This window comes from Marinobacter sp. THAF197a, assembly GCF_009363275.1.
In the GTDB taxonomy this organism is placed as follows: domain Bacteria; phylum Pseudomonadota; class Gammaproteobacteria; order Pseudomonadales; family Oleiphilaceae; genus Marinobacter.
Genome location: NZ_CP045324.1, coordinates 2,590,068 through 2,616,445 on the forward strand (window position 1 = coordinate 2,590,068; position 26,378 = coordinate 2,616,445).

Below are 26,378 nucleotides of genomic sequence, written 5' to 3' on the forward strand. Positions count from 1 at the left end.
TCATTAATCCCGTAATACAGAATTGTTGATGTAATGGAAGCCGTACCATGAGTTGGTCGGGATTGACCGCCAGAGTCTCTGGATGTCTTGTTCCCCGAAGTTGCCCATAGCGGCATTACCAGCGGATTTGGTGATGTTTTCGATGGTGGTCAGCCACGGTGCTGAGAACAGAGCGCCCTCAAGTGACTGGTAGCGTTGGCCGAAGGTTGGGAACCCGAAGGGGGCCGCAGCTTTGTTCCAGATGGAGAATGCTCCACCGAGACTTGTGGTGTAACCCAAGGCTCCCTGCCAGTAGGCATGACCACCGAACTGCCGTTCCCGCCATTCGTCTTTCTCTCGTTCAGACATGCCGGCAGCTTTGATTTCGTTACGGGCCGTGTACCACATGGCACCACCCACGATTTCACCCATGAGGGTCAGCCACGTCTCGGCCCTGTTCCAGTTAGCCACCTTGTTGCCCAGGCTCTTGTAGAGGCCAGACAGCAGAAGTTGCTGGAACTGGAAGAGAAACTGCTCGACCGTGGCGTTAAAGAAGACCACACGTTCACCGGCTAGAATCTTCAACACCTGATTGGAGTTCATCCGGTACAAACCTGAGAGGAAGGCTTCCCGTGTGTCTGTGTCCCACTTGTCGAAGTTGACCGTATGGATTGTCTCACCGAATTTACCCTTGGTTCCCTCGGCATGTTTTGACAGGTAGTCAATGGCCTTGGCGTATTGCTCCTCGCTCATTCCCATCTCTGTCCGAGTGAAAAGCATCCTGCCCTTGTTTCTGGCCATCTCAACGCTCTTGTCGATTGACATATAGAACGTGGTCTGACGTGACCAACGGTCGAATGGCGCCATTAGGGAAGCCACAGCGAAGCCCTTGGAGGCATCATGCATGTGGCGTGAGAACCAAGACCCCTGGCCATACATTCCAGTTTCTTCGTATAGGTTGAAGTAGTGGTTGTAGAACAGGTTGTCGACGTTGAAGCCGAACTTCTCGAACTCCTTGGCCAGCTTCACAGAGCCTTGGCCACGGATTGCCGGCACAGACTTCAGAGCTGTCAGTACACCACCACGGGCGATTGCTCCCACCAGTTCTGCCATACCAGCCAGACCAGCCATACCCAGCATCTGAAGGCTTGAAACCTGAAGCAGGTTCCCTGCCCATTCCTTCTGCTTGTCTGTCAGTCCACGGAAGTGGATTGGATGCCCGTTGACCATGGTTATGGCGTCATCGAAGATTTCCAGTTCCTTCTTGATGGCCACATCGTCTAGGTTCTGAGCCTTGAGTTCCTTCTCGATACTACGCCGGAGGTCATTGATAGCCTTTGGACTGTTCAGCCCTTTTTCTGCCAGAGCTGCTGCTCCCTCCATCTTGCGGACATACATCTCGGACACCTGGAAGATGTTCATGTTGAGCATGTCTGCAATGGAGACTGAGCCGTCGTCACTCCTGGCATAGATGTCCAGATCAAGCCGTGGCTTCAGCCTGTCGATAACGTCAAGCTTGTTCTTCCCGTTGGTCTCCTTCTTGTTTTTCTTGAGGTAGGCGAAAGTTTCCTCAGCAACCTCATCGACCGACTTCCCTGCCCTGGCTGCTTCGGTTTCCAGAACCTCGGTCATGAACTCCTTGAACTTGTCGGCATCCTCGAAGATGTCATCCATGACCACCCGACCGTTCGATGCCGCTTCAGCCACACCCCGAGCGATTAACTCGGCAGCGCCTTTGGGCATCTCAGGGTCTTTGTTAATCAGACCGTTACGGATGGACTGAATCACACGGTCATCACCATGAGCCTGCTTTGCGGCAAACATCTTGGCCTTGTCCCAGATGCGTGGTAGGTAGCCCTTGTCGTAAGCCAGACCACTGGTTCCCTTAACACCGAAACGCTGGGCATCATGGAACGCACCTTTCATCCGTTCGTCCACAATCTCCAGCATCTTGCGTAGGTGGGGGTTATCAGGGGTCGTGCCCATCATCCTTTGGTGCGACAATTCGTTTGACACCTCAGACAACGCCTTGTGAACCTTGTGTCTGGTGGCGATATTCCAGCGGTTGATGCCTTGTTCCTTCAGGTAAGCACGGAAGGCCTGAGCCAGTTCCCGGTTCTTCGGGGCAATCAGGTTCTCAACCCGGCGTTGGGCGTTGACGTCTGCAGCATTAAGTTGAACGTCATCCTGCCTACGGATACCGTTTGACAGAAGCTTATGACCCCAGTTACGGAGTGTCTGAGAGTTAGCCTTCTGGGTCTTGCCCCAGTAGTCATAACGCAGCATCCCCTTGATTTGCTCACGGTCAGGCAGGGTATCTTCCATCACGTTGACTGCAGACTGTTGAGCTGGCGACATCTCCTCTACCGCTTCAGGCGCGAGGTCAGGACTTTCAGTCTTAACTTCAGCCTGTTTAGCAATGCGAGCTTGCATCTCAGCCTCTACGTCCTTGAGACTCGAAGGCATCTCCATCTTACTCAGCCGTGCAATCTCAGCGTCTGCCTTGGCGATCTGAGCCTGGAGGTCTGCAATCTCTCGGGCGTTCTTCTTGGCCTTACCCTTGGAACGCTTGGCATCACCCTCAGCCTTCTCAAGCTTCAACTGGAGGGTCACCTTATCGTCCTGAACCCTTGCCATGGTTGATTCACGGCGTACCCAATCCTCAACCCGACTCAACTCAGACTCAGCATTCCTGGCCTCTACATCACGCCCAAGTTTGGTCTTGACCCTATCTAGGCTCTCCGTCAGGGTTTCAATCCGTGAGTTAAACGACGCGACTTCCTCAACCTTACCTACGGTCTTGCCTTTACGGTTTGCGATGAGGTCATTCTTCTGGGTTTGAAGTTCAGCGATCTGGTCAAGCAGTATTCGCTCTTCAGCCACCAGTGCCTTGTTCGTCCCTCGGTCGTTCTTGTTGCCTGCCCTGGCAGTGAGTCCAGCCTTAACACCATCTACCATTTCCTCGTAGCTCAGCTCTCGGATAATGGGCTTCACGGCTTCCTGAACCTCACGGTCAACGACCTTTTGTGAGGCCACAGCAACATCCTCAAGCATGGCATCCGCTAAATCCGTCTTCGCCATAGTCGCGAGGTCAATACTTCTTGACGCACCTCGAAGTGCCAGACCCCCAAGTGGCCCAATCAAAGCTGCAGCAATGGCAGTGTCTACCATCGCGTCATGGCCATTATAGGTATCCTGTGTCTTCGCAACCAAGGCGTTATAGCCGGCAGCTTCTGCCAGAGGTAGACCCAGGTATTCCATAGCCTTAGCGGTCTTCATGGCCGTGCGTGATAACTGGAGGGTTCTGACCGATGCATTAATCGCAGAGCCTGCACCCAGTGTTCCAAGGGTCATCCCCCAGAACGTGGTGTCACCAAGCATTGCAGCCATTTCCGCTTGCAGCATGTGGCCGATACCAGCACCTGAAAACTCTGACATCAGCTCATGTTCTTGCTTTAGGTTGCCAGCAATACGTTGAGCCATGGAAAGATTCACGGGGTTTTCCCGGAAGAATTTCTCCTGGTAATCCCTCGGAAGGTCAGAAATCAGGCTCTTCACCTCGTCAGACTTGAGGTTAAAGTTGGGGTCTTCTTCCTCGTCTGCGAACAGGTTGTCCATGTTGACCGCCCGGAATGGCACAAGCTTGGCAGCCATTGGCAGAACCTTGAGGTTGCCCTCGACGTCACCATACTGTTCACGCAGGCGTTCGTAACTCTGCGCCCGAAGGTTCTGAGCCTTCAGTTTGGCGGCATAGCCACCATCCTGGTACATAGGAGCAGAGAGTGGGTTTCCCGGAACCTCAGGAGTCCTGGCCTGAGCCGGACTCATGGTTGGGACGCGGGGAGCTTCCTCCGCAGGTTTATCCAGCCCATAGCGGGACATGATGTTTTGAGCGTCGGCCTCTGCACCCATGTCCACAGCCTGATTGAACAGACGGTGAGCTTGGGCTACGAGTTGCTCCCTACGTTCATCCATTTACTTCTCCTTATTGCAGACCCCTGCGTCCTCCCATACGGAGTTGTTGCAGCTGGTCGTAGGTTGAAAGTTCATCTTTAGGTTTGATTGGTGACCTGAGGTCATTCACACGGTCTCGTTCTTCCGAGAGAGCCTTGGCTTCAGTATCCAGACGTGACCTGCGGTTGGTGCCATACTCAATGACTTCATCCAGACTATATGAGCGACCGCCCAGAGGCAGGCCAGTCTTGTCCGTCATGGTGATGACACCAGTTGGCTGGATGATCACGGTCACATCGCTTGGACTGTAATCCGTGGCGTACTTGAGGTTATGAGTCTGCAGGCCGTACCCGATGAAGCTGTTGAGAACTTCTTTAGGCGTATCCTCAGGCCTGAGGTACGGAAGACCTGTCTTTTCGTCAGGAACCCCAACGGCATCCAGCAGTGCATCACTCATAACCTCCTGGAGCTGAGGAGCACCTGCGCCATATACCGGTCTACCCCATGAGAAGACCCCATCATCCAACTCTCCGGCCTTAGCTTTCAGGATGTTCCTGGCGGCTTCGTCTGCTGTCTTTAGGGGTAGCATTGAGTACTTGGCCAGGAGTTGACGGTACTCAGAGATCATCTGAGGTGGAAAGTCGTCTGCAAAGTCAGCAACCTTCTCGTCAATACCAGAGGCTGTATGTGAGGGGTCTCTGGCCATCTTGTCGCGGTACTGGTGGTCTGTGGCAGCGCGAAGACCCATTTCCCGACTACCGAAGGCCTGTGAGAATACGACCATATCTTGGAGTCTTGCCCTTTGGGTCTCATCCTTTAACTGGTCTTGAATCAACGCGAACTCATTTCCACCATAGGCTTGAGCCCATGTATCCCATGGAGCTGGGTTGCCGTCTTGTGGGAGCAGAAGTTGACCTGAGGCACCAGCCAGTACCCCGTCTTCTGGGTTTGCATCTGGCGGTAATACCGTGGTTGCCAGACCGACGAGTTGGTTCTGGACTTCGATAGGACGCATACGGATTGAGCGAGCCAGCATGTCCTGGGCCTCAGCAATCTCAAATGGGTCACCACTTTCAGCGGCCTCAGCCATGCGCTCCTGAGCCGATTGGAAGAACTGCTGGGTAGCCTGTCGTTCAATCTTCTCACGTTCAGACTCTTTGATATCTCGGAGCTTACCCACCTCCTGGACGTAATGCCTGAGCTGGTCACGACTCTGGATTGACCCATCGAAGAGCTTGGGGTACACATCCATCGTAGACACACCGTCGGTCAGTTTCCTCAGCATGTACTGACGGTACTTGTCGGCGTCTACACCATCGGAGAACAACTTGTTCTGGATGCCCAACTGTACGTGAGACTCAATGGTTTGAGCCGTGGTATTCGGGTCGAGAATGAGCCCATCACCCTCTTCTGTATAGGCTTGCTTGACGGCAGCAACCCGTGCTTTCTCAAGACCAGCGGTAATGGTTCCACGTAGCTGGGTCACAGCGTTGACACCCTGAGCTGTCTTCGCGTCGAACATCTTGTCCAACTGGTCAGCCAACTCGAAGTCACCACCTTTAACCCTGGCGTCCAGGTGACCCACCATTAGGGCCTCATACTCCTCGGGGGTGTACTTGTAGTAACCCTCGGGGTCTGTGTACTCGGCTCTCAGCTCAGTCATTGCCGCTGTCAATGCCTCGGGATTGTCCCGGTTCATCTCAATGGTGCCGGCCAGGGCGTCAACCGCGAGGTTCTGACGGTCTAGTTCAAGCTTCGCGTATTGCTTGTTGGTTGCATCTCCCCACAACTCGTCGTCCAGGCTCTGGTAGAGCTGGGCCTTGGTCTCAGGGTTATCAATCTCAGCAAACATGTTGTGGTAGGAGTCCAGACCCTTCACGTAGTCGAGGATGACCTCAGGCTTCTCACCTTCGAGGTTGGCCTCTTTGATGGCGTTCTGGATTTCCGGCAGATAGCGCATACGGCGTGACACCGACATGTGCTTGTCTCGGGTGTCAATCTCCCGCTGTTGCTCTGCCACGTACTGCTTCCGCATGTTTCCGACTGAACCCATGGAGTCCAGGATGCGGGTTGAAGCTTCTGCCTCCCGTCCGGACTGACGAATACCCTGAGTGTTTGGTGCATAGGCCAGTCTTTGCTGGTTTGGGGCAGAGTAGATTTGACGTCTTGGTTGTTCGCTCAAGGTTTAACCTCCAGGTTTCGGAATCGTTAGGGTTGAGACCCCAGCGTTCTTGGTTGCTACTGTGGCACCTTCAAGAGGCTTTGAAGCCATCCCTGAGCCAAACTGAGCACCAGAGACACCGCCTTGGATACCTGCTTGAATTGCTGACATCCATGAGAACTTTGGAGTCTGGGTCTGACTTGTGATTCGGCTCTGGGTTGAGAACTGGTTACCCTGAATGTCCTCGGAGTAGGAAGCCCTGGAGTTCTTGAAGTTGGCGTCCAGCGTTGCCAGAGCCCGTTGAGCTTGCTCATTGATTGCCCGGATAATGTTCTCAGTGGAACGTCCGGTCACACCCGAGGCTGCTCCAGCGGTTCTGGCTGCACCTTGAGCCTGCAGTCGTTCGAGCATGGTGTTAATCCGGTCACCCTGGATTACCTGCTCAATCTGCATCTGCTGGGTCGATCTGCCACGGTTCTGATACATCAGGCCTGTGACTTCACTGTCTCGCATCTGCTTGTTGTACTTAGAGGCAGCCTTGATTGCGGCCCTTTGACTGGCGATGTTGAAGCCAATACCCAGCACCGCACCTGCGCCACCACCTGCTGCTGCGCTCATGCATAACTCCTGTGAATAAAAACGAAGGGTTCACCGGAACCCATGAAGTTGGTGTCAATCACACTCTCGGTGAAACCAATAGTTGCCAGCCAAAGACGGGAGGTCTCGTTAGCTAAGGCAACCCAGTTACAGAGGTGTGTGTATTTTGAGACCCATTGGCGGGTCATAATGTGGGAGAGCTTGAGGAAGGACTTGCGGCACTGCGGGAGTCGGTCATCAGTCAATAACCAGACGCCATACCACTCACCATCTAAGGGTGTAACCCCAGAGATTCCCAGAACTGAACCGTCGAGGACGAGTGTTACAAGTTCCAGGCTATCCTTGATACTCTCTTGCAAAGCAGCCAGTGGTTCTAGGCCTGAGGCACAGTAACACTCGTACACGTCGATTTCTTTGAGTCTGGGAGCCAGTTCAACCTCGTCTCCACTCTCGTAGGGACGAAGCTCAAGCATCAGACTCTCCGGTTCCTGGTGTGGTAGAAGCCTTCCCAATGAGCAGACTGGAAGGTAAACCCGAAGATTTCCTTATTCCTAATCCGCACCTTGATAGCCCCGGATTGACCCATGATTGGCGCCGAGAATTTACCTGAGGTCACAGGTACAACACCAATCATGTTGTCCAGACGTCCAAGAACACGCCCCTGAAACACCAGCTCCCGAGTCTCCCGGCCTAAGGTTTCAACCTCAAGCACGAAGTTCGTGGTCTTGTGATAGTCAAGGAACAGTCGCCGCAACTGCAGGCGTCCATCAGACCGTGTCTTCAGTTCCCCATCCCTCAGGAAGAAGGGAGAGAACTCATACATCACATCCAGGAGGTATCCCTTGTAGTAACGGTCTTTGACCCGCTTGGTCACTTCCCCAGGCCTAAGCTCTGAGGCATCCCAAGGGGTGTCCCTGAAGGTGTATGAGTCGAGGTAGACACGGTGGTTGTGGTGCTGTTCAAGCTCATCGAATGAAAGCTCGATTGACTCCAGGAATGTCTTCTGGGAAGGAACACCAGCCTCCACCACGTCGCGCTCAATCAGGAAACTGAGGTTGGTGCTGTCCACCGAGACGTCCACGACGTTTCCATCGAACACCCACTTCGACCAGGATGATTGGAGCCTTTCGTTTCCTTCATCAAAGTAGTTGTAGACGTAGATGGTATCGACGGTGGTATCAGTGCCTGTGGTCTGAACAAAGATTGCATTATTCGCGGTATTACCCACCAGTTTGACCACATCACCCTCAATGTATTCGGGGATATGTGCGCTGACGTCCAGGACAGCAAAGGTCTCGCTCCCTTCCTCAACGTACAGCTCCTTCAGGGCGTGATACTTCCCGCGCTTACTGATGAAGAAGACCCTGTTGCCCACCGCCAACGGTTCGATTGTGAGGTCAGCGTCCTCAGCAGCAACCATCCGTGATGACACTCGGTCAGCTGCAAACACTTGGTCTTTCTGGATAACGTATTGCTTTCTCGCCGTCCAAAGCACCAGAGACCCAGCACCTGGGGTGATATGCTTGACGTCCAGCACGTCATTGGTATCAAGCGTTGTTTCCATGGGGTCACTGTCCACAGTTGTGGCCACAGTGGTTGGAAACATATTGAAGAACTGGTCAACCTCAGAGATGCACAAGGTATCGCCGGCAGCCATGATCAAACGGTTCTGGAAGACACACATAGCGGTTATCGTGCGCTCAGCTTTGACCTTCCCAGTGGTAACGTCGTGTTCTGACATGAAGTATGGGAAAGGGGCTGACAACTCATCACCTACCGCCCGAGGTTCCCACTCTGTGGTGTGAAGCTCGAAGTAAATACCCAACGGGTTCGTCTCACTGATGAGTGCTACGTCCTGCTTCCGGCTCAGTGACAGAGGCATGGTTGTCAGGTCGTACTTGTTGTGCGTGTCCAGTCCTGTAGTTTCAACCCAAACACCTTGGCCACCATCGTTCCTGTCGAACTCAAGCCAGTAGCCTGAGGTGGTTGCATCCCCGATTTCACCCCGTACCTTGACCTTGTAGCCGTTCGGTACGTTTGTGCCTGGGAGGTCACTCTCTTCACGGACAGTTCGCTTGAAGGCGACCAAGGCTGTATCACCAAGTGAATCGAAGGCTTCAATCTGGAAGTCAGACGCCGAGGTAACGTGGACGACATTACCTTGAGGTAGAGCTGTGATTCCCGCAATACCGTTGATGGACGACGCCAAGCCTGCGGCAATGACCTCAGTACGAAGACCATCCCGTGCCTGTGTTGACGTGGCCTCTGGTGTCTTGAAGTTGTTGACCGTTCCATTAATCTTGACGTTGTAGTTAGTGGCATAGTCTGCCCGTCTAACCCACACCAGGGCCTCGAACGCTGGCCTACCGTTTACACCCGTGACCACTGTCGTGACGCTGTTCTTGATCGTCAAGGTTTTGTACGTTCGATGACCTCCATCCACCAAGCGTGTGATTCTGGATTTGTCTGTCACCTTCAGCGTGGTGTTTGCCGGCACTGTGACTGTAACCTTTGACTTCAGGTTGCCTACCTCAAAAGCCGGAAACTTCTCGCCAATCTGCTTAGCGAAGTCTGAGGCGACCTCATTAGCAGTCTTGAGGGGGTCAACCACAATGGACTGACCATTGACCAAGTACCCATACCCGGAGAAAGACGGGCTGTCGATGATTCTGGATTTTGTCACCTGAGATGAGCGTTTGGCCCAAGCCTTCCAGTCCATCGTTGTGAAAGTGAACTCGTATTGCCTGATGTTACTAACCGAGGGCTCTGCAGGCTTGTCCTGAGAGAATAAACGCCGAGTTGTGAACGTCCGGTTCAGAACCAGGAGTGTGTCCTTGATTGGAAGCAGCTGGAAAGCCTCACGATAGGAGACGTTACCTTGTGGGGTCAGGTACGGAACGTCCTTGTAGCTTCCATCCCAAGCTGTGAGCCCTTCCAGAAGTCCATCCTTGATGGTCACTGGATACTCATGACCAAGCTTCCCGTCAAAAACCCTGAGGTTCTGCTGTCCGTCGTGCCTGATGGCAATCCGGTAGTGTTCGTTCTCGTCTCGACGGTAGTCCATGATATGGGCATCGTCAGATGTGATGGCACACTCACCTACAAGTTTTGTGCCCCGCCTTGGCATTAAACCCTCAACCACGGAGTTCCAACAGTTGATTTGCTCAGAGGCCTGAGTTGGTAACCTCAGGGTGGGACTTTGTTGTGAGACCCCACCAACAAGGTTGGGAATATCCTGAGAGACCAGTTGACCCATTAATCATAACCTCCCAGTAATTGCTCGTAGGTGTAACCCAGAGTTGAGCCTGAGCCTGCCTCCTTGCTTGAACTACGACGGAGGTCAGAAGCCACTTCGGGGTTATTGAACAGGTTGTAGTTACCGGCCTCCAGTTCTTCCTGCTTCAACGCAAAGTGGGCCTCAGCCTCATCTTGAGCGTGGAACTGGTTGAGTGTCGGGGAGCCGATGAAGTCAGCCTGGAACTTACGGCCAGCCTTGATGACGATGTAGCGTTTTGCTGTCTCAGGCAGGTTGAGCCATTCAAGACCCAGTACCACGGTCACCCACACGGGGCTGTTGAACTTGGTGGTCTGTCTCAGGCGGTCATAGAGAACACCCCCACGTTGGACGTAGTGTGTGTTCTGGGAGTCCAGCTTCAGGCAGTTACGCGGTAGCTGACACTCACTCTTGTTGTTCGGGGAGAGCTTGTAGTTCTCGGTGTTGAAGTACCAACCGACGGACTGAACCTCGCGTGACGTGCGCTCCAACTGGAGCTGGGCCAAGCGTGACTCAGAAAGGCCAGTACCCACGCTGTTAACAGGAGCTTCACCGATAGCGGCCAACATTTGGTTGATGGCATCAAGTTCAGTCATTGGGCCGATCAAATTTCGTACTCCTCAGAAAAAAAAGCCCGCAGGCCCAATTAAGGGTCTACGGGCTAGGGTTAAGAACCCCGACGTACTTCGCGTATTACCAGAGTGACCTTGTTGTCTCCGGTTCAGCTTGCAGTGGTCAGGGCCGTGTTATTAAACGTGGTACTTCTCGATGTTCACGGAGCAGCCCGGACGCAGCATGTCGTGACCAACAGCCAGTTTGGCCAGGACTGTCTCACCCAGACGCAGAGGCTCATCCACGTTGCGGACTTGCAAGTCCATCAGCTTGGTGGTAGCTACAGCATCTTCAGTGAAGGCCAGACCGATGATGTTGGAGTAGTTACCACGGTACTTGGCAGCATTACCAGAACCGAACTCAACGTCAGACAGCGGCTCAGGGTCAGTTACCAGACCAGCGGTTTCGTTCTGGTTCGGCAGGTTGTTGGACTCGTAGATGGTGAAACCAGCGATACGAGCAACAGGCCCAGTGCCTTCCATGTTCGGGTTCACAGAACCGTTCACATCTTTGTTCAACCAAGTGATAGCGTTCACTTGACCTTGAGCGATGTTGGTCAGAGCCTCGATCTGCTCAGGGCCGAAGACCACATGACCCGGCTTGTAGATGTTCTGCTTACGCAGCTGAGTGCGGGCACGGAACAGAGCGTCCACCAGGGCAGCACCCTCGAACTCGTCACCGGCAGCAGCCAGCATGATGTTCTGGGAGTAGGTTTCTTCAGGCAGAACCTTCAGACCGGCAGCCACAGCTTCTGCTTGAGAAGTGATGTAGCCAGCCTTGGCGATCATACGGAAGATGTTGCGGTCAACCAGACCAGCCAGTGCTTCGGCACACTCAGTTGAGTACTGAGAACGCACGTCGTAGTGAGAAATCGCTTCCTGGATGTCAGGGATGAACACCGGAGAGATGGCGATGTCGTCAATGGTGACGATACGTTCCGCGTGGCCAATCTTGTTGGTCTCGATCAGCTTACCCGGAGTGTGGTACTTGGCGGTGTTCTTACCGATCAGCGGGAAGGAGGCAGATTTACCGTTCTTGATGGTACGAACACGGGTCAGACCCATGGCAATGTGACGAGTACGGAACATCGTCAGAACTTCACCGGCAAACAGCTTCAGGAAGAGTGCGCGGGAATCACCGGCCTTGTTAATCTGACCGGATTGAGAGATAGCTTGGTCTACAGGAAATACCATTATGGTTCCTTATTCTTATTGTTGTTGTGGAATCAGGTTCGTCCCGATGTCAGGACTAAAGGTCAAAGGTTAATACCAGCCGTTCACGCTAGGCCCGGACAGCAGAGCCATAGCGCGGCGAGATACCTCTTCGCGGTAGGCTTCACCAATGGAGTCCATCCGGTGGTAGCGTGGGTCGGCCATGGCTTCGTGCAGCTCACCTTCGGATTTGAAGTTGGAGGTGACCTGGGCGTTTGACCCAGAGACCTGCTTCCCTTCGTAACCAGCGGAGTCACGATAAATGGCTTGCATGGCTTTTACTGCCAGCTTCTTGGCTGCGAGGTCAGAGCTGTCCAGTACGTTGTTGTAGAAATCCAGCTCATCTGCTTCGATGTTCTTGGATGCCCACTCACGGAGCTGGTTATACTCTTCTTCACCGCCAACTTGGCGCACCAACTCTTGGTCATGAAGCTTGATTTCCAGGGCCTTGATACGCTCATCGCGTTCATCGACCTCAGGCTCATCTTCATCTTCCTGGTCGTCGTCACCCCCAGGTTCTTCAGCCTTCGGCTCTTCCTGAGGTTCTGTGGGTTTTTCACCCTTCGACTGCTCGACAAGGTCGTTGTAGCGGTCAATCAGTTGTTCGAGTGATTCGATACCTTCCGGTAGACCGGCTGGCTTCTCTTCGGCACCCGTGGGGATAACGTCACCGTTACTGTCCTGGATTGTTACGTCCGCGAGGTCAACGGTTTCTTCATTCGGTTTAGACTCGGGGTTGTCCATTCTGTCCTCCCATCATTTGTTGAATCGCGGCCTCTCCTCCAGACGCAGCGAGTTGTTGCATGAGCTGTTGTTGGGCACGTTGCTCACGTTGTTCTTCAGTCAGTACCAATCCCTTCCGGTCAATGCTGAGAGCTGCCATGATGCGAGACGCCAGTTCACCGACGTTCACATATTCAGCGACAACTTCAGGCCCGAACGGTGCGAGGGCTTGTGTCAGGATGTTCAGCTTTCCGAGTTCTTGCTCACGACCCAACGCCTCAATGCCAGTCAGAATCTGAGGCTTGAAGGTGTCCTTGGGTAACTGTGGGAGTTTGCCCTCGGCCTGGAGGTAACCAAGCTCAAGGTCAATAATCGGAAGCTGGACTGAGCCAGCCAGCTGGGTGTAAAGACCTCCAAGGCCTTCTTCCAGCATCTGGGTCACCTGCCTGATTTCCTCAGCGGTAACTCGTTCGGCATCCCTTCGGATTGCACCGGTCATCAGGAAAGCTTCCTGCAGACCGGCGATTACCTCTTGGCGAACCTGCTGTGCAATCGCAAAGTCCTGCATCTTGTCCATTTGCAGACACTTCACATCTTCCTCGTTACCGATGACGAACTCACCGTTACGTGCTTTTTCCAAGGCTTGAACCTTGGCAGCAGCATTCGGCTTGACCAGGAAGATGATGCGGGCAGCGGCTACTGATGCCTGGGTAACAGCACGGGTAAGAACTTCAAGTGTATTGAAGTCTCCCATGTGTTCTTCCACGTAGGAGCGACCGTAGTCCTCACCTTCAACGCGTATTAAACGAGCTGCAATCCAGGGACACTTACCCTTGGGGTAACGGCTGCGGGATGTCTGGATGACATGACCTGCAACCTCTTGGTAAGACTCCCAGTAATCCGGGGATGACTGGTAGATACGTGTGTAGACCTTCAGGTTCTTCTTCAGGTCAACGGACTGAGAGTTGTCCAGGCGAATACGAGCCAGGGCTTCAGCCGGCAGTTTGGACGGAGAGACTTCCTCACAGAGGATGATTTCCTCGGTGTCTCCCTCTCCATCCCTCGACACAACGTATTTACTCAGCGGGTAATGCTTGGCTTTCTTCTTGCCGTAGAAGAGCAGGACGTTGCCGGCGATCAGGAGATGCTTCATCCCTTGATACAGCGTGTCCCTTGTGCCCTTGTTCTCTACGTTTCTGACCCCAATACGTTCGATGGAAGCCAGGGTCTCTTCAACCTCGCCATATGACTGCTGGTCTAACCCAGCGTCAGTGAGGGTCTTCTCATCGACGGTCAACCGGAAGAACGGATGACCAGGAGGCAGGATGCCGAGCAATAACTTGGAACTGAGAGTCTTAACTGCCCTAGCACCGAGACCAGAGGACGGGAGTGGAAAGTCCTGACCCTCAGCCTCGTCTCGGGGAACCAGACTTGGAATTGTTACTGACGCACATGCCCGTGCCCGTTGGAGGTATGGTTCGCGTTGTGATGCCAACTGGCGGTAGCGACCCTCCAGCGATACGGTTTCTGACATTCAGATTATCCTGTGCGTGTGATGTTAAGCCCACTCCGGGCACTTGCTCCTGGCATTGACACACCGGGGTTCTTCAGGTCTGTACGCAGCTTCTTGCGGGTCTTTTGACCAGAATCTTGTGTCTTTGCGCTTTTACCCTTACCGAACTCAATGTCTGCAGGTGCAGCGGGTGGCGGGGCAGGAGGAGGCGGCGGGGGTGGAGCAGATACCTTAGGTGTTTTCAAACACATTAAGTGACTCCAGTTTGCCTTCAAGGAACTCAAGGACTTCCCTGCGGCCAATCTTCAGGCCAACAGTCTTTTCGTCATCCTTGAGTTCTACCCTTGTGTTAAAACTGGAAGAGAGTTCTTTTAGCAATAACTTTAGGTACTCTTCCATTTCTATCCTTTGGTGCGACTTTATTCAGCGGGGTCTGCTGGAGCAGTTTCACCGACAGGTTTCTCAGCTTTGACCACAGCACGTTTGCGGGCTACTTCAGCCGGGGCACCCTTCGGTTTTGTCACAACCATGGGAGCACCAACGGGTACTGGTCGGACGTCATAGCCTTTGGTTTTACCCATGGCCTTCTCGGCGTCTTCACGGGTCTTGAACAGGTCTTGACCCTTCACATCCAGGAACTCGCCCTGGGCGTTTACAGCGGCATATCGAAACATCAGGTGTTACCTTCAGTTTTGGTTGAGGAGGTCAGCGGCCTCTTGGACACGCTGGGCGTACTCGTCACGCTTGATCACCTCGTACTGCTCCAGCCGTTCAACGGCAATGCGGGCCACACGGACACGCTCGGAGCTTTTGATGATGCGTTTTGAGTTCAGGTTCATGTGCGTGGTTGCCGCACGGATGAATAGCTTTCGGAGGAATACTGCGAGTGTCAGGAACATTGGCCCCTCATGATTCGGTGGTTGTGGTTGGTGATTGCGCACTCAGCCTGGAGCGCGGCGTAGGCGGTCTTGTCGAGGTAGTCATCTTCGGTGAATTGACCGGCACGACTCCGGGCATCCTTCAGGTACTGCATGAACAACCAGCCGTCCTCTTCGGTCAGCTTGTGGCCAGTCATGGCGTTGAAGGTTGCAACGGTGCGGGCCATTGATCGTTCCTGACCAGCTCCATCACGCTGTTTGCCGCGCTCATCAATGACGTCAGCGGCTTTACGCAGGATGTCACCTGCAAACGGTTTTACTTCTCCGGTGTCCATAACTTCACCTCCTTGGCGTGGAAGTCATAATCATTGGCCTGGAGTATCCGAGCCACCCTCGCTTGACGCAGGGCTTCCTCCTCACACAGACCTTGTTTGTTGAACAGAGAGACCACGACGTCCCAGAGGTCATCGGCTTCATCGGTTGTCCAGCGGGTTTCAATCTCGCCTTTCCGCTTGCCTGACTTGAGTTCGTGGGCGTAGGAGACCACCTTGGAGACCTCTGTTAGGTGCTTCTCAGCGATTACAGGCCCTATGCCTGGGCATCCGTCGTAACCGTCAGTCGCATCTCCCATCAGGGTCTGGAACATGTGCCAGTAGTCAGCCTCCTCTTTGGAGACCTCCCACGGCTGGTAGTCTTTCTGTGGGTTGAACAACCAACCCGGAATGGTCTTCATGTCCTTGTCGATGGACACAATGATTTTCTTCGCCCCTGGCTTGTAGCCGTCCCATGTGGACAGGATTCCCATGACGTCGTCAGCCTCCAGTCCGGGGCGCATGAATGACTCATACTTCTCGGCTAGAGCTTCTTTCAGGGGTCTCAGGGCAAGTGGCTTGCGGCCACCTTTACGTGATTGCTTGTAGGTAGGCAGGACATCGTGACGCCAGTAACGACCAGCAGGGTCAGACCAACAGAAGACAATGGTGTCAGCGTTCAGCTGCTTCTTTAGGTCTTCCATCCGTCTGACCGCGTGGTCAAAGGCATCCTCGAAGAACGAGTGGAGCGTCCAGAGGCCATCACCCCAGTCGATTTCTTGCTCGACTACAGATGCGGCCTCGAATGCAAAGATGTCGCCATCCATAAGCAGGATGGTTTCACTCATTAGTGGGTCTCTTTCCAGGAGTCACCTACAGCGAACTCGCAGTCCAGCGGACAGCGGAACGTGAAGTACTCCTCAGTTATTTTGATGGCTTCCTTGACGACTTCACCCAGAGCTTTGGCTACGTGCTCACCACGGAATGCAATCTGCACTTCATCGTGAACCCAGGCACAGAACGCATAGTCACCGTCCCAGCCATGCTTGAAGCCGCGCTCCTGCATTAGCCGGTCGATTTCCACCACCCACTTCTTGCAGACCAGCGCACCAGCCCCCTGAAGCAGGAAGTTCAGTGCCGCATGGGCTGACCGGACGTAGATGAGGCGACCGTCCAGACCGAACAGATGTCCACGTTCAGCCGCAGCTTTGACGGCGTCACGGAGATTCCTGATGGCAGGAGTGTTGTCGAGGAACTTGCGTTTGATCTTACGGCCAGCCTTGACCTTCTCTTCGGGCGTACCCTCAGGGCAGACAATGGCTCCAATAAGTTCATCCCCTGCCCCATAGAGGAAGGCGTAGATAAACGTCTTGGCGAGGTCACGGGTTGCGAGACCAGCGGCCATCTGGTTGGCGGTGTGGATGTCACCTTCCAGAAGTTCACGGATGTAGGCACCACCGTCGAAGGTGGCCATGAAGTGTCCGAGGCACCGGAGTTCCAGACCTGAGGCGTCAGAGCCAAAGAGCTTCCAGCCAGGAGGAACGGTGAATAGCTCCCGGCACTGCGGGCCGTATTCCACCTTACCGCTGGGAACCTGGGCGACGTTGGGTCTGGAGTGTGTGGCCCGACCTGTGGCTGCACCACCGGTATTCACTGACCCATGGATAAAGCCTTCTGGAGTCACACACTTAGTCCAGGCCTGCTCACCGTCTGCCAGTTGTGATAGTCGTTTCACAACCATGAAGTAACGGGTCAGAGCCTTGGCTTCCGGGTACGGGAGGTCACCCAGAACTTCCTCATCAATCTTGGGTTGGCCACCGTCAGTGAAGACTGTAGGCACCCAGTTGTAGAGGTCTTTCAGACGCTTTGCGATGTGCTGACGTGAGCCTGGGTTGAACTCAACGTACTTGACCTCACAGAACGGGGCGTCAGCCGTTCGGTCAGGCATGTAGGGGTCTTTGTAGCAGATGGTCTTCTTGGGTTTCTTCAGGGCGGTGAACTGATACCAGCACCCGAAGATGTCCTTGAGTTCTCGCTCAATTTGAACCTGTTGGAGGCGAAGCTCCATTTCCAGCCGTTCGGCCTTCTCCACGTCGAAGAAGAAGCCGTTACGCTCCTGTTGTGCCATGACCCAGCAAATTTGGTGTTCAAGCTGGATGGCACGTTCGGAGTAGTTCTTGCTGTCGATTAACTCAAGCAGGTCTAGGGTTACCCAGACGTCCTGCTCACAGTAATCAAGCATGTCCTCGGAGTATGTCTGCCAGTCTGTCTGTTCGGCAAAATCACCTTTCAGACGGTTCAGGCGATAACCCCAGGCTTTCAGGCTGTGGGCACCAAAGAGTTTCGGTGGCAGCATCTGCTTGCCTTCCAGTGTGTTCAGATGCCATGCGATGTCTTTCAGCTTGTTCTGCTGGTAACCATCGGTTTCCATGGACTGCCAATGCTGGAGGTCACCCTGTAGCTGCTCATACTTCCGGTATCTGCGGGTCAGGACTGTGTCCTTGTCACCGATGTTTGGGAAGATGAGGCGGCTGAGTACCAGGGTGTCGATGATGTTGTCACGACGAACCTTCCGGCCAGATAGCTTCTCCAGCGCGGGGTGGTCATACTTGATGCCGTTGTGGAACGCTACGGATGTGGCGCTCTCGATGAGGTCAATGAACTCGGACATCTGGTGTGGGCGGAACTTGTAGACCTTCCGGGAATCCCGGTCGATGGCCACCGCACACCAGAACCTTGAGACCGACTGCAACAGACCATTGGTTTCAATGTCTGCTACGAGCCGCATGTTGTGATTTATTCCTCTGGGTTGTAGACCACTCGAAGGTCGAGGAGATTCATTTCGACTTTCTGGTTGTTGAAGACCTTACGGATGATGTTCGTGCTCACTCCCTGAAGGAATGGCTCAAAGTTCAATTCACCGGCCAACTTGAGGATTTCAGCTTGGGTCAGTTCGATGTGGTCAATCTCTCTGGCCTGTTCAGCAGCCTTAGCCTTCGCTTCAGCCACGCGTTCGGTAATCGTCAGCTCATCTTTCAGTTTCACCTTCAATATCCGTACTCCTCTTGTTCGTTGTGGAACGCACCCATCGTGTACTGAGAGAGCAACCCGGTGTCTGTGTCGTAGCTCAGGCGTATGGTTTCGCCTGTGGCCTGACCCGTGTACCGGTCTTTGAGGATGCGTAGAATCGTGGTCTGGCGTTCCTCCAGGTCATCTGCCTGTTGGTTGCGCTCAAGACCAAACATGAAGTGCGCCCAGAAGCCGATGGCGCGTGAACCCTTGAATTGACGTATGGTTACCCGACCGCCTTCTTCATGGGACGGCCCTCTGTCCGGGGTTGTGAGGTGAGAGATAACGTGGAGGATGATGCCGTAACGCTTAGCCAGAGCGGCCATACGTGCGGTTATATCTTCCAGTACCTCTTTCTCGTCCTTGTCGCCACCAGTGGCCAGAGCCGTAAGGTGGTCGATGTAGAACATGGTGTAGCCTTGGGAGGCCAGGTAGATGATGGCTGGTTCAATCTCGTCCCAGTCAGTGCAACCCCAGGAGTCCCAGATGGTCAGGCGCTCATCCAGACCTGGGTCATCGAGCACAGCGTCCATCTCTTCCTGAGTCCACCCCGAGTCTGGGATGTGGAAACGACGACCAGCAATCTTACCGGCGAACCGTTTGCCCAACTCTGCAGGTGCCATCTCCATGTAGAAAGCGGCAACCTTGTGGCCCAGAACCTTGACGTCATACGCCATGGACTGAGTGAACACGTCGGTCTTACCCACGCCTGTACCGGCACCGAGGAAGTAGACCTCCCCAGGCCTACGGCCATACGTGAGCTTTGTCAGGGTGTCCAAGAACCAGGGGTAACCCCATTCGACCGGCTTACGGACTAACTCCTTGATGTCCTTGAGGGACAGGAGACCAGCGGGCTTGTACTTCTTGGCACCCCAGAATGCGGCCATGAGTTCTTCTACACGGCCTGCCTTGAGCATCTCGTTGGCGTCTTTCAGCGGCAGGTTGATGACCTTGACGGTCTTGTGTAGGAGAAGCTTCGCAGCTTGCTCAACGGCCTGTTGACCTTCCTCATCCATGTCAAACGAGAGGTAAATCTCATCGAAGTTGGCGAGGTAATCCAGGTTATCCGCGATACACTTCTTGGCTGACTTCGCGCCATTCATCAGGCTCACAACGGGGTATTTATTCCCCTGCACCTGACTCCAGGTCAGCATGTCAATCTCACCCTCGGTGATAATCAAACGCTTACCACCGGAGAACAGGTGCATCCCGATCAAGGGCTTCGGCTTAGCCTGACCCAGAGTGATGAAGTCCTTGTTCTGGAACTTCACCTTCTGGGCGACGAGCTTCTGATTCGGCAGTCTGACGTCGCAGACCTGCACTGGTTTACCGTTAAATCGGGCAACCCGGTAGCCAAACTTTTGGCATGTCTCCTGGTTAATGAGCCGAGCTTGAAGGGGTCTGTAATCCCCCATGACTGGCTCGAAGTCTACGGACTGATTAGCCCGCACTTCCCCGCCCTCTGGTGGTTCCCAGTGCTCACAGCCGAAGCAGTAAGCATGGCCATCGGTATACCGAGCGAGGTTGTCCTTGGAGCCACACCCAGGGCATGGCTCATGCTGAAGAAACTCGCTCTCCTGCTCCATGTGTTACACCAGTGTCAGTTGACGTGGCTTACCAATGGCAAGGCGCAGGTTCTGGCAGTAACGCTCAGTCATCTGCGGGAGTTTCTCAGCGATTGTTGACGGCGACCCATGGAACATCAGGTTGTCAATCTTGCGGCGGTAGTACTCAGAGCGGGCCTTGTAGTCCGGGACATACCGCACATAACCGTCACCGATTTCTTCCGCTTTCATGGAAGCACCTGTGTTGTTCAGGTCATAGATTCGGGCAGCAAGGCGTGTGATTCCATAGTGCTGAATTGCTTCCCAGGAGGTGATGCCTCCATTCTTTCGTACATGCTCAACAATGAGTTGACATTGGGTTTTACCCGATGTCGCAACTTGTTGGGTTGAAGCCATAGGTCACCTCCTCAGGTGTTAAACGATGGTGTGAAAAAGGGGTTCTACTTCGGGGTACTGCTCTTGCAGGTAACCGATGAGTCCATTGAGCGCGGCTCTTTGGCCTTCTGTGTACTGATCGTCAGAACCGACGAGCACTACGAAGATTGAATTGGCGTTGTAACGAGGGTCGACGTTGCCGACTTCATCACGGGCACGTATGGCCTTGTAGGTGTTCTTGTTCAGAACGTCGCCATCACGCAGGATGACGTAGTGTGCGCCGATACCATTGACCCCGAGGTCGCGGTACAGACACTCGACGTCCCAGGCGGTCATATCTTCAGAGGCTGAACCCACACTCAGGACAACGATGTTCTCCGTCGTCTCTCTGGTGCGGTACATGGTCTTTGTCTCCTTCTTGGGTGTAAGGGTCTAAGCGGAAGCGGATTGTTTCTGCGCCTTTCTCCACGATGAATTTCTCTACTTCGAGCTTGTAGATGCGGTTGTCGTTGAACAGATACCGTTTCTGCAGGCAGTCGATGAAGGGCTTGAGCGCGTTGTCGAGGTCTGACAGCTTGTTGCTGTAGTAGACCTCTGCGGTCAGTTTCAGCTTGCCTTTCGGTTCGAGCGGAAGGTCGGGCAAGACCCGCAGCATGTGACTTTCGTACATCCTGTAGGCCTTGCTCTTGGTTTTCTTCCCGAGGTAGGACTCATTCGCAGAAAGAGGCTTGAGGCCTGTCTCTACGAATGTGGTCATCAGAACTCGACGTTGCCCCCGGTGTCATCACCAGCGGCAGGAGCCTGACTGGAACCTTCCGGGTTGCTCATGGAAGGAGCGACATAACCCTCTTCCTCTTCAAAGCCGTACTGGGCAGCTGTGCCACCTGTGCCTTCACTCAAGGTGATGACCTGAACAGCTGCTGGTTCCATGCGAAGGCCACACTTCGGGGCCACGTACCATGTGAACAGGCGGCAGGATACTTTCAGTTCACTGCCAGGACGGATAGCGAACTCACCTTTGATCGGCTGACCAGATGCGTCGAAGAATGCGATGTTCTTCTCGAACTTATTGGCACCCGAACCGCCGAAACGCTTCATCTTAATTTTGAAGGTTACGGTGCCGGCGTCTTCGTCAATTTCATAACCCAGTTCTTCCAGCTTCGGTTTCTTACCAGTGGTAGCCTTGGTGACTTCAACGTGACGCTCAAACTCAGCTTCAACGAAGTCGATGAAAGCCTGAGATTCTTCATTCAGTGGGCAGACCAGATTGACCTTGTATTCGCCTTCAGCGTCAAACTTGGTGTCAGCCTTGGTCAGCCACGGGTAGTTAGCCACACCTTTCGGGGTGGTCTTGAACTTGTACTTACTTGCCATTTCGATTTATTCCTGAGGTCGAGACATCCTGACCTGAGAATACCAGTTTCGCGCAGCCAACTCAGCATCTACGCCATGCTCAGACTTAATGAGCGAGAACAAGGTGTCGGGAACGGGCATCTTCTGGTCGAGGAGTTGGTGGTAGAGAGTGATTGAGTTTCTATACATTGGTCACCTCCGGGTGATGATTGGTTAATCCTTTGGGACGACTTTATTGCCGTACCAGTGATATGCCGGAACCACCACCCAGAGGTTTATGGGCGGTAGACTATCGGACAGGACATGCGCCACCAGCGCACTCTGCGTCGAGCAGCTCGTCAAACGAGTTGGCTTCGGAGTCGAGGACGATGGGTTGGAGCTGGGAGGTATAGGCTTCATAGACCTCCTTGGTGACCACTTCCTGGGGTAGGTAGAGGTATCCCAGGTCAGCGGCGGTCTTTGTCGGGTCTGTCCGGTACAGGAAGGAGACGCCCACGTACACGTCCCAGTTGTCCAGCAACCACTTGATGATGGCCGGGACTTCACTCGGGTCGTAACTGATCGTCACGCTGGTGTTCTGTTGCGTCCAGTTCTGTTGCAGGAGCTTGTAACGCTCCAGCTGGCTCACAGCAGACTCCACGTTCACTTCCATACCGTCCACGTTGTCGAACGGCACGTCATCCCAGGACACGGGAAGTGTCGCCAGGACTGCTGACGGGTCGGTCGGGTGGTCAAAGACGCGATAGTTCGCAGCTTTGAGGATTTCAACCAACGGGTCATGCTTCGAGAATGCCACGTTGTTGAAGATGTAGCGCCCAAGCGGTTTGTGGACACCTTCGGTGGTATCCATAACCTTGCTCAGGGTGCCCGAGGGCTTAACACAGGTGACGTTCTTCGGGCGTGGAGTTCCCAGTTCGTCAGCCATGGAGTAGGCAGCAGAGGTCGCCACACGCTGCATATCGGTGTATTCCCAAGCGCCCAAGTCAGGACGGCGGGCAATGCCGGTGAGACCGACACCACAGAGACGCAGGTGATAGTTGTTCAGGTGCCAGGACTCCTGCAGGATACCATCTCTCAGGTCAACACAGGTCTGCCGGTAGTTGGCCCGAGCTGCAATGTAGAGCGCACGGAGCAGGCCTGCGGGGTCATTCTTGAACTTCGCAACGTCGACCTCGGTCAAGTTACAGAAGCTCTTGTTGCCCAGTAGGATTTCCACACACGGGTTGCAGCCCCAGAACCATGGGGCACGGCGCCGAGCTGCCTCAGCATTGATGAACCCAGGCTCAGACCCTCCGGCCTCCAACATGAGCCCGAAGATGTGTTCCAGTTCTTTCTTGGAGGGCTTCTTCTTGAACAGCAGGGAGTTGTTGGATTGAGTCCGGTGAGCGTTGTCGTACAGCCAGAAGTCTTTCTTGGCGACGGCAAACTCTTCCCATTCCTCTTCGTCCACCGGGAAGATTGCAATCTCGGCACTGCGACGTGAACTCAATACGGTGCCCAGGTGGTTCTCAAGGTCGAGGATGTCCATCCGGTTCAGAAGACAGCCAGCCTTACGGTTCAGAATCTGTGCGATCTTCTCGTAGGCATGGGCAATCTGTTCGTCACCGGAGGAAATCCAGCCGTAACCAGCGAGACGTTCACCGGCAGGCCTGATTTGGGAGAAGTCAAGCACCAGCTTGTGCGCCGGGTACTTACCAGCAAGTAGCTTGCCGATAGACTTTGCCCAAGCCTTCGCGCTGTCTCCGACGGTGATTGTCCATACGCCATCCTTGAAGGTCTCAGTATTGTGTTCATTTCCACCTTTACCAGTTCGGGTTGACCGGATGACTTCGATTTCGGGAATGCGCTGCATGAACCCAGTCAGGGTTCCAATCACGGGGCTGAAGCCTACGCCACAGCCTTGCAGTAGAAGCCAGAGGCTATCCACTACGTCGTACACCGTCTCAATACGGAGGAACGAGCAGTTGAACTGAGAGGCTTCACGGGTCTTGGCGACATCAGTACCACCCAACCAAAGGGTACGTCCTGACATCGAGACCTTTCGATCAAGCATCAGCTCACGGAGTTCGTTCAGCTCCATGCGTTGGGCATGACTCAGCTCATGGCCTTGGGCACGTTCCCACAGCCATCGCTGGTGTCCAATGACACGGTTAACGGTTTCCGCCCAGGTCTCGAAGACAGTGCCTTCAAGGTTCAACGGGCGGTTGTAGGTTCTTCGGGTTACGATCTGGGAGCGAACACTCTGGGTCATGCTTCCAGCTCCTTGCGGTGCCGGAGGTGTGACAGGATGAACTGCATCCCGGTGATGTACTGACCATCAGGTAGGCCCAAGGTTGGGACTGATCGTACCTCTTTTGGGAACTGTTCGACGTCATCGACCAGCTCCAGGTTACCCATTAGGTCTTCAGCGTGGAGTGCCAGCTTCAGGGCCTTGCAGGGGCTACAGGTTTGGGTTGTAAACAGCTTCAACGGTCGTCACCATTTCCTTGTAAGGTATTGTTTTTCTTGCGCTCCATGAGCTTCTTCAGGTTGAAGTAGGCGGCATCGCCCATGGCCAGACCCATGACCTCACAGAGCTGGGCGATGTACCAGAGGACGTCACCGAGTTCTTTCTCCAGGTCTTCACGGGGCAACTCGTCGTAATCACCACGGAGGAATTTCTTGACCTTGCCGGCCACTTCGCCTGCCTCTGAGACAAGACCAAGGGTCAGGTACTCCAGGGCTTTGTCCTTCGGGTAAATCGCGGTTGCTGAGGTTTTTTCTTGGTAGTCGTTCATGTACATAGGTCAGGCACCTCCCTTCACAATCAATTCGATGGATTCATCAAAGAAGTCACAAACGTCAGAGACAAACTCTCCGAGGTTCAACTCACCGGCTGAGTACCGAGCGATGAACTCGGCACCAATGGCTATCGGTGATAAAACGATGAAGGTGACACCCAAGGTGCGGGCTACCACATGCTTGAGGGTCAACTTGAATAGCAACTCAGGCTTCGTCATTGAGTTCGACCTCCTTCTTGACGATGGCGTGGGCAATCTGCCGCTGTTCGCCGTAGATGATTGCTGAGAGGACACCTGGGCGGTAATCCAGTACGCCGGCCCATAGTGTGTAGTCCCGGAGGTATGTGATTCCGTTGTAGCTGACCGCAACACGTATGGTGCTGTAGCGGTCTTGTGGTGTGAGCTTGGTCACCGCCCAGGAGCCATACTTCTTCACCCATGCCAGGGCTTCTTCAAAGGTCATGCTTTCTCCTTGGCTTTCGCCCAGATAGACGCGAGGTCAGGACTATTGGTTAAAATCTCATCGACAGCCTGGGCGTAGAGCCGGACTTCCTTCTGAGCGTGTGGGTCAAGACGGAGCTTACAGATACGGGCGTAGTCAGCCAGAGAGCCTGTCTCCCAGAACTCTGTGAGCATGGCCTGAGGCAGAACCATACGAGCCTGCTCTGGGCAAACACCATCAGCCATAAACTCTGCGTAAATATCCTTGGCGTTCTCTGTCATGAAGCCCATGTTGATGTTGGAGCCCACACTTACCTTGCGAGTCACCACACCAGATGAACCCTGCTTGGCACCGTTGGTCGGGGCACCACGCCATTCCTCAATCTCGAAGAACTCAGGCTCATCGCTGACGTAGCGTCTGGACACCTCGTTACGGGTCAGGCCTACCTGATGCTTGAACCACTGGCGGGCAATGGCTATCGGCATCTTCAGGCGGAAGGTCACGAAGTTGAACCGTGGGTCATCGTCCAGCTCTTCATCGCAGTAGTTGACCAGGACACTGTTTGACGGCACATCCTCGGCTTCTGGAAGAAGAAACATAGTGGAGTACTCAGCAGCACGGAGAAGACCGTTGATGATGGCCTGACGGTCGTCTCGGTGCAGTACTGGACACTCCAGGAGCTTCGCCCAACCGTAAAGACTCATGTTCAGGTTCAGTCCGCCACCTTGGTTCAGGTGCCATTGAGCACCGGCAACACCCAGAGGCCCAAGTTCATTGAAGAGTTGGGCTGCCAGGATGAACCCGTAGTCCAATCGGAGACCAATGCGGACATGACTGAACGGTGTCCAGTGGTCGTGGTCAGCGAGGTACTTGATGAGTTTGATGTCGCGGCCATCCAGCTCAGAGCTGGTCTTGGCGAAGGAGACCCGTGCTGCGTTAACTACAGTCAGGTCGTCGTTGTCGTGCTCAACGCGCTGCACGAAGCCATTGGATACTTCAATCATGGTCGCTTCTCCTCAGATTACGTGTACTTCAGGAATACCAACGGGCTTGTGCTCCGGGTACTTCTCCTGCAGTCGAGCCAGACGTCCGGCAATGCGGCTCTCGGTTTCACCGTGGCGCATATAGGTCAAGGTCTTGTTCTCGAAGTCATTCTTAAAGGCTTCGGTGGCGTAGATGTTGCCGTCGTTGCTTCCAACTTGGCACAGACCAAAGTCGAAGTCTTCCATCAGCTCATCCAGGCCCATGTTTCGGGACAGGAAGATGACCTGTACTGGAACCGGGGTGTCAAACTCAACGATGTAAGCGATGTTGCGCTCATTGCCGAGGGTTGAACCGGTGGACATCTCCATCTTGGGCTCACCGAACAGCTCAACCAGGGCCTTCATGGCGGCGTCTTGTCTTACTTCTTCGACGTAGACCCAGAGGTCAATGTCCTTGGGAGGAAGCTTGTGAATCAGGTCACGCAGGACACCGCCTGCAATGAACACGGGACCATTAATGGCTTCTTCGACGGCTGCGGCCAGGATTGCCAGAGGCTGGGGAACTGCTGCACCTTCAAGACAGAATATTTTGGTCATG

General features: G+C 54.1%; 28 protein-coding genes. All 28 read right to left on the reverse strand.

What is annotated here, in order from left to right:
• Window positions 1-3 precede the first annotated feature (3 nt).
• The 28 genes from FIV08_RS12055 to FIV08_RS12185 all read right to left on the reverse strand — a co-directional run bounded on the left by FIV08_RS12055 (window position 4) and on the right by FIV08_RS12185 (window position 26,377).
• The gene (locus FIV08_RS12055; protein WP_152438478.1) at window positions 4-3,954 is read right to left on the reverse strand and encodes a hypothetical protein; all 3,951 of its coding nucleotides are present in this window, start codon (window positions 3,952-3,954) and stop codon (window positions 4-6) included.
• Window positions 3,955-3,964: 10 nt separating this feature from the next.
• Window positions 3,965-6,115: a hypothetical protein gene (locus tag FIV08_RS12060; protein ID WP_152438479.1), complete on the reverse strand. Its 2,151-nt coding sequence runs from the start codon at window positions 6,113-6,115 to the stop codon at window positions 3,965-3,967.
• Window positions 6,116-6,118: 3 nt separating this feature from the next.
• Window positions 6,119-6,712: a hypothetical protein gene (locus tag FIV08_RS12065; RefSeq protein WP_152438480.1), complete on the reverse strand. Its 594-nt coding sequence runs from the start codon at window positions 6,710-6,712 to the stop codon at window positions 6,119-6,121.
• Window positions 6,709-7,164: a hypothetical protein gene (locus tag FIV08_RS12070; RefSeq protein WP_152438481.1), complete on the reverse strand. Its 456-nt coding sequence runs from the start codon at window positions 7,162-7,164 to the stop codon at window positions 6,709-6,711. The genes FIV08_RS12065 and FIV08_RS12070 overlap by 4 nt, the downstream gene beginning before the upstream one ends.
• Entirely contained in the window at window positions 7,164-9,755 is a 2,592-nt protein-coding gene (locus FIV08_RS12075) for a hypothetical protein (RefSeq protein ID WP_152438482.1), read from the reverse strand. Before FIV08_RS12075 ends, FIV08_RS12070 begins: the two co-directional genes overlap by 1 nt.
• Window positions 9,756-9,946: 191 nt before the next feature.
• The gene (locus tag FIV08_RS12080; RefSeq protein WP_152438483.1) at window positions 9,947-10,561 is read right to left on the reverse strand and encodes a phage tail protein; all 615 of its coding nucleotides are present in this window, start codon (window positions 10,559-10,561) and stop codon (window positions 9,947-9,949) included.
• Between the two features lie 153 nt (window positions 10,562-10,714).
• The gene (locus FIV08_RS12085) at window positions 10,715-11,770 is read right to left on the reverse strand and encodes a capsid protein (protein ID WP_152438484.1); all 1,056 of its coding nucleotides are present in this window, start codon (window positions 11,768-11,770) and stop codon (window positions 10,715-10,717) included.
• Between the two features lie 69 nt (window positions 11,771-11,839).
• The gene (locus FIV08_RS12090) at window positions 11,840-12,532 is read right to left on the reverse strand and encodes a hypothetical protein (protein WP_152438485.1); all 693 of its coding nucleotides are present in this window, start codon (window positions 12,530-12,532) and stop codon (window positions 11,840-11,842) included.
• The gene (locus FIV08_RS12095) at window positions 12,513-14,045 is read right to left on the reverse strand and encodes a portal protein (protein WP_152438486.1); all 1,533 of its coding nucleotides are present in this window, start codon (window positions 14,043-14,045) and stop codon (window positions 12,513-12,515) included. Before FIV08_RS12095 ends, FIV08_RS12090 begins: the two co-directional genes overlap by 20 nt.
• Window positions 14,046-14,255: 210 nt before the next feature.
• Window positions 14,256-14,423: a hypothetical protein gene (locus FIV08_RS19735; RefSeq protein ID WP_172972276.1), complete on the reverse strand. Its 168-nt coding sequence runs from the start codon at window positions 14,421-14,423 to the stop codon at window positions 14,256-14,258.
• A gap of 20 nt (window positions 14,424-14,443) precedes the next feature.
• Complete coding sequence (locus FIV08_RS12100) at window positions 14,444-14,698, reverse strand: hypothetical protein (RefSeq protein WP_152438487.1); 255 nt, start codon at window positions 14,696-14,698, stop codon at window positions 14,444-14,446.
• A gap of 12 nt (window positions 14,699-14,710) precedes the next feature.
• The gene (locus FIV08_RS12105) at window positions 14,711-14,923 is read right to left on the reverse strand and encodes a hypothetical protein (RefSeq protein ID WP_152438488.1); all 213 of its coding nucleotides are present in this window, start codon (window positions 14,921-14,923) and stop codon (window positions 14,711-14,713) included.
• Window positions 14,914-15,237 (reverse strand): DUF6378 domain-containing protein, encoded by a 324-nt coding sequence (locus tag FIV08_RS12110; RefSeq protein ID WP_152438489.1) that lies wholly within the window; start codon window positions 15,235-15,237, stop codon window positions 14,914-14,916. Before FIV08_RS12110 ends, FIV08_RS12105 begins: the two co-directional genes overlap by 10 nt.
• Window positions 15,219-16,061 (reverse strand): exonuclease, encoded by an 843-nt coding sequence (locus tag FIV08_RS12115; RefSeq protein ID WP_152438490.1) that lies wholly within the window; start codon window positions 16,059-16,061, stop codon window positions 15,219-15,221. Before FIV08_RS12115 ends, FIV08_RS12110 begins: the two co-directional genes overlap by 19 nt.
• Complete coding sequence (locus FIV08_RS12120; protein ID WP_152438491.1) at window positions 16,061-18,001, reverse strand: DNA polymerase; 1,941 nt, start codon at window positions 17,999-18,001, stop codon at window positions 16,061-16,063. The genes FIV08_RS12115 and FIV08_RS12120 overlap by 1 nt, the downstream gene beginning before the upstream one ends.
• A gap of 8 nt (window positions 18,002-18,009) precedes the next feature.
• Entirely contained in the window at window positions 18,010-18,258 is a 249-nt protein-coding gene (locus FIV08_RS12125) for a hypothetical protein (protein WP_152480530.1), read from the reverse strand.
• Window positions 18,259-18,260: 2 nt separating this feature from the next.
• The gene (locus FIV08_RS12130; protein WP_152438493.1) at window positions 18,261-19,868 is read right to left on the reverse strand and encodes a toprim domain-containing protein; all 1,608 of its coding nucleotides are present in this window, start codon (window positions 19,866-19,868) and stop codon (window positions 18,261-18,263) included.
• A 3-nt stretch (window positions 19,869-19,871) separates the two neighbouring features.
• Window positions 19,872-20,243 (reverse strand): helix-turn-helix domain-containing protein, encoded by a 372-nt coding sequence (locus FIV08_RS12135; RefSeq protein ID WP_152438494.1) that lies wholly within the window; start codon window positions 20,241-20,243, stop codon window positions 19,872-19,874.
• Window positions 20,244-20,261: 18 nt separating this feature from the next.
• Entirely contained in the window at window positions 20,262-20,624 is a 363-nt protein-coding gene (locus tag FIV08_RS12140) for an N-acetylmuramoyl-L-alanine amidase (protein ID WP_152438495.1), read from the reverse strand.
• Window positions 20,563-20,892 carry a RusA family crossover junction endodeoxyribonuclease gene (locus FIV08_RS12145; protein ID WP_172972277.1) on the reverse strand — a complete coding sequence of 110 codons (330 nt, stop codon included), beginning with the start codon at window positions 20,890-20,892 and terminating at the stop codon, window positions 20,563-20,565. Before FIV08_RS12145 ends, FIV08_RS12140 begins: the two co-directional genes overlap by 62 nt.
• 86 nt (window positions 20,893-20,978) lie before the next feature.
• Entirely contained in the window at window positions 20,979-21,596 is a 618-nt protein-coding gene (locus tag FIV08_RS12150; RefSeq protein WP_152438497.1) for a hypothetical protein, read from the reverse strand.
• Between the two features lie 268 nt (window positions 21,597-21,864).
• A complete protein-coding gene (nrdJ, locus tag FIV08_RS12155) occupies window positions 21,865-23,826 on the reverse strand; it encodes a ribonucleoside-triphosphate reductase, adenosylcobalamin-dependent (protein ID WP_152438498.1) in 1,962 nt (653 codons plus the stop codon).
• Window positions 23,823-24,044 carry a hypothetical protein gene (locus FIV08_RS12160; protein ID WP_152438499.1) on the reverse strand — a complete coding sequence of 74 codons (222 nt, stop codon included), beginning with the start codon at window positions 24,042-24,044 and terminating at the stop codon, window positions 23,823-23,825. Before FIV08_RS12160 ends, nrdJ begins: the two co-directional genes overlap by 4 nt.
• A complete protein-coding gene (locus tag FIV08_RS12165) occupies window positions 24,041-24,352 on the reverse strand; it encodes a nucleoside triphosphate pyrophosphohydrolase family protein (protein WP_216646146.1) in 312 nt (103 codons plus the stop codon). Before FIV08_RS12165 ends, FIV08_RS12160 begins: the two co-directional genes overlap by 4 nt.
• A gap of 9 nt (window positions 24,353-24,361) precedes the next feature.
• On the reverse strand, window positions 24,362-24,574 hold the full coding sequence (locus FIV08_RS12170; RefSeq protein ID WP_152438501.1) for a hypothetical protein: 213 nt from the start codon (window positions 24,572-24,574) through the stop codon (window positions 24,362-24,364).
• Window positions 24,561-24,818, reverse strand: coding sequence for a hypothetical protein (locus tag FIV08_RS12175; RefSeq protein ID WP_152438502.1), 258 nt, complete (start codon window positions 24,816-24,818; stop codon window positions 24,561-24,563). Before FIV08_RS12175 ends, FIV08_RS12170 begins: the two co-directional genes overlap by 14 nt.
• Window positions 24,815-25,801: an FAD-dependent thymidylate synthase gene (locus FIV08_RS12180; RefSeq protein ID WP_152438503.1), complete on the reverse strand. Its 987-nt coding sequence runs from the start codon at window positions 25,799-25,801 to the stop codon at window positions 24,815-24,817. The genes FIV08_RS12175 and FIV08_RS12180 overlap by 4 nt, the downstream gene beginning before the upstream one ends.
• 12 nt (window positions 25,802-25,813) lie before the next feature.
• The gene (locus FIV08_RS12185; protein ID WP_152438504.1) at window positions 25,814-26,377 is read right to left on the reverse strand and encodes a hypothetical protein; all 564 of its coding nucleotides are present in this window, start codon (window positions 26,375-26,377) and stop codon (window positions 25,814-25,816) included.
• Window position 26,378: the final 1 nt, after the last annotated feature.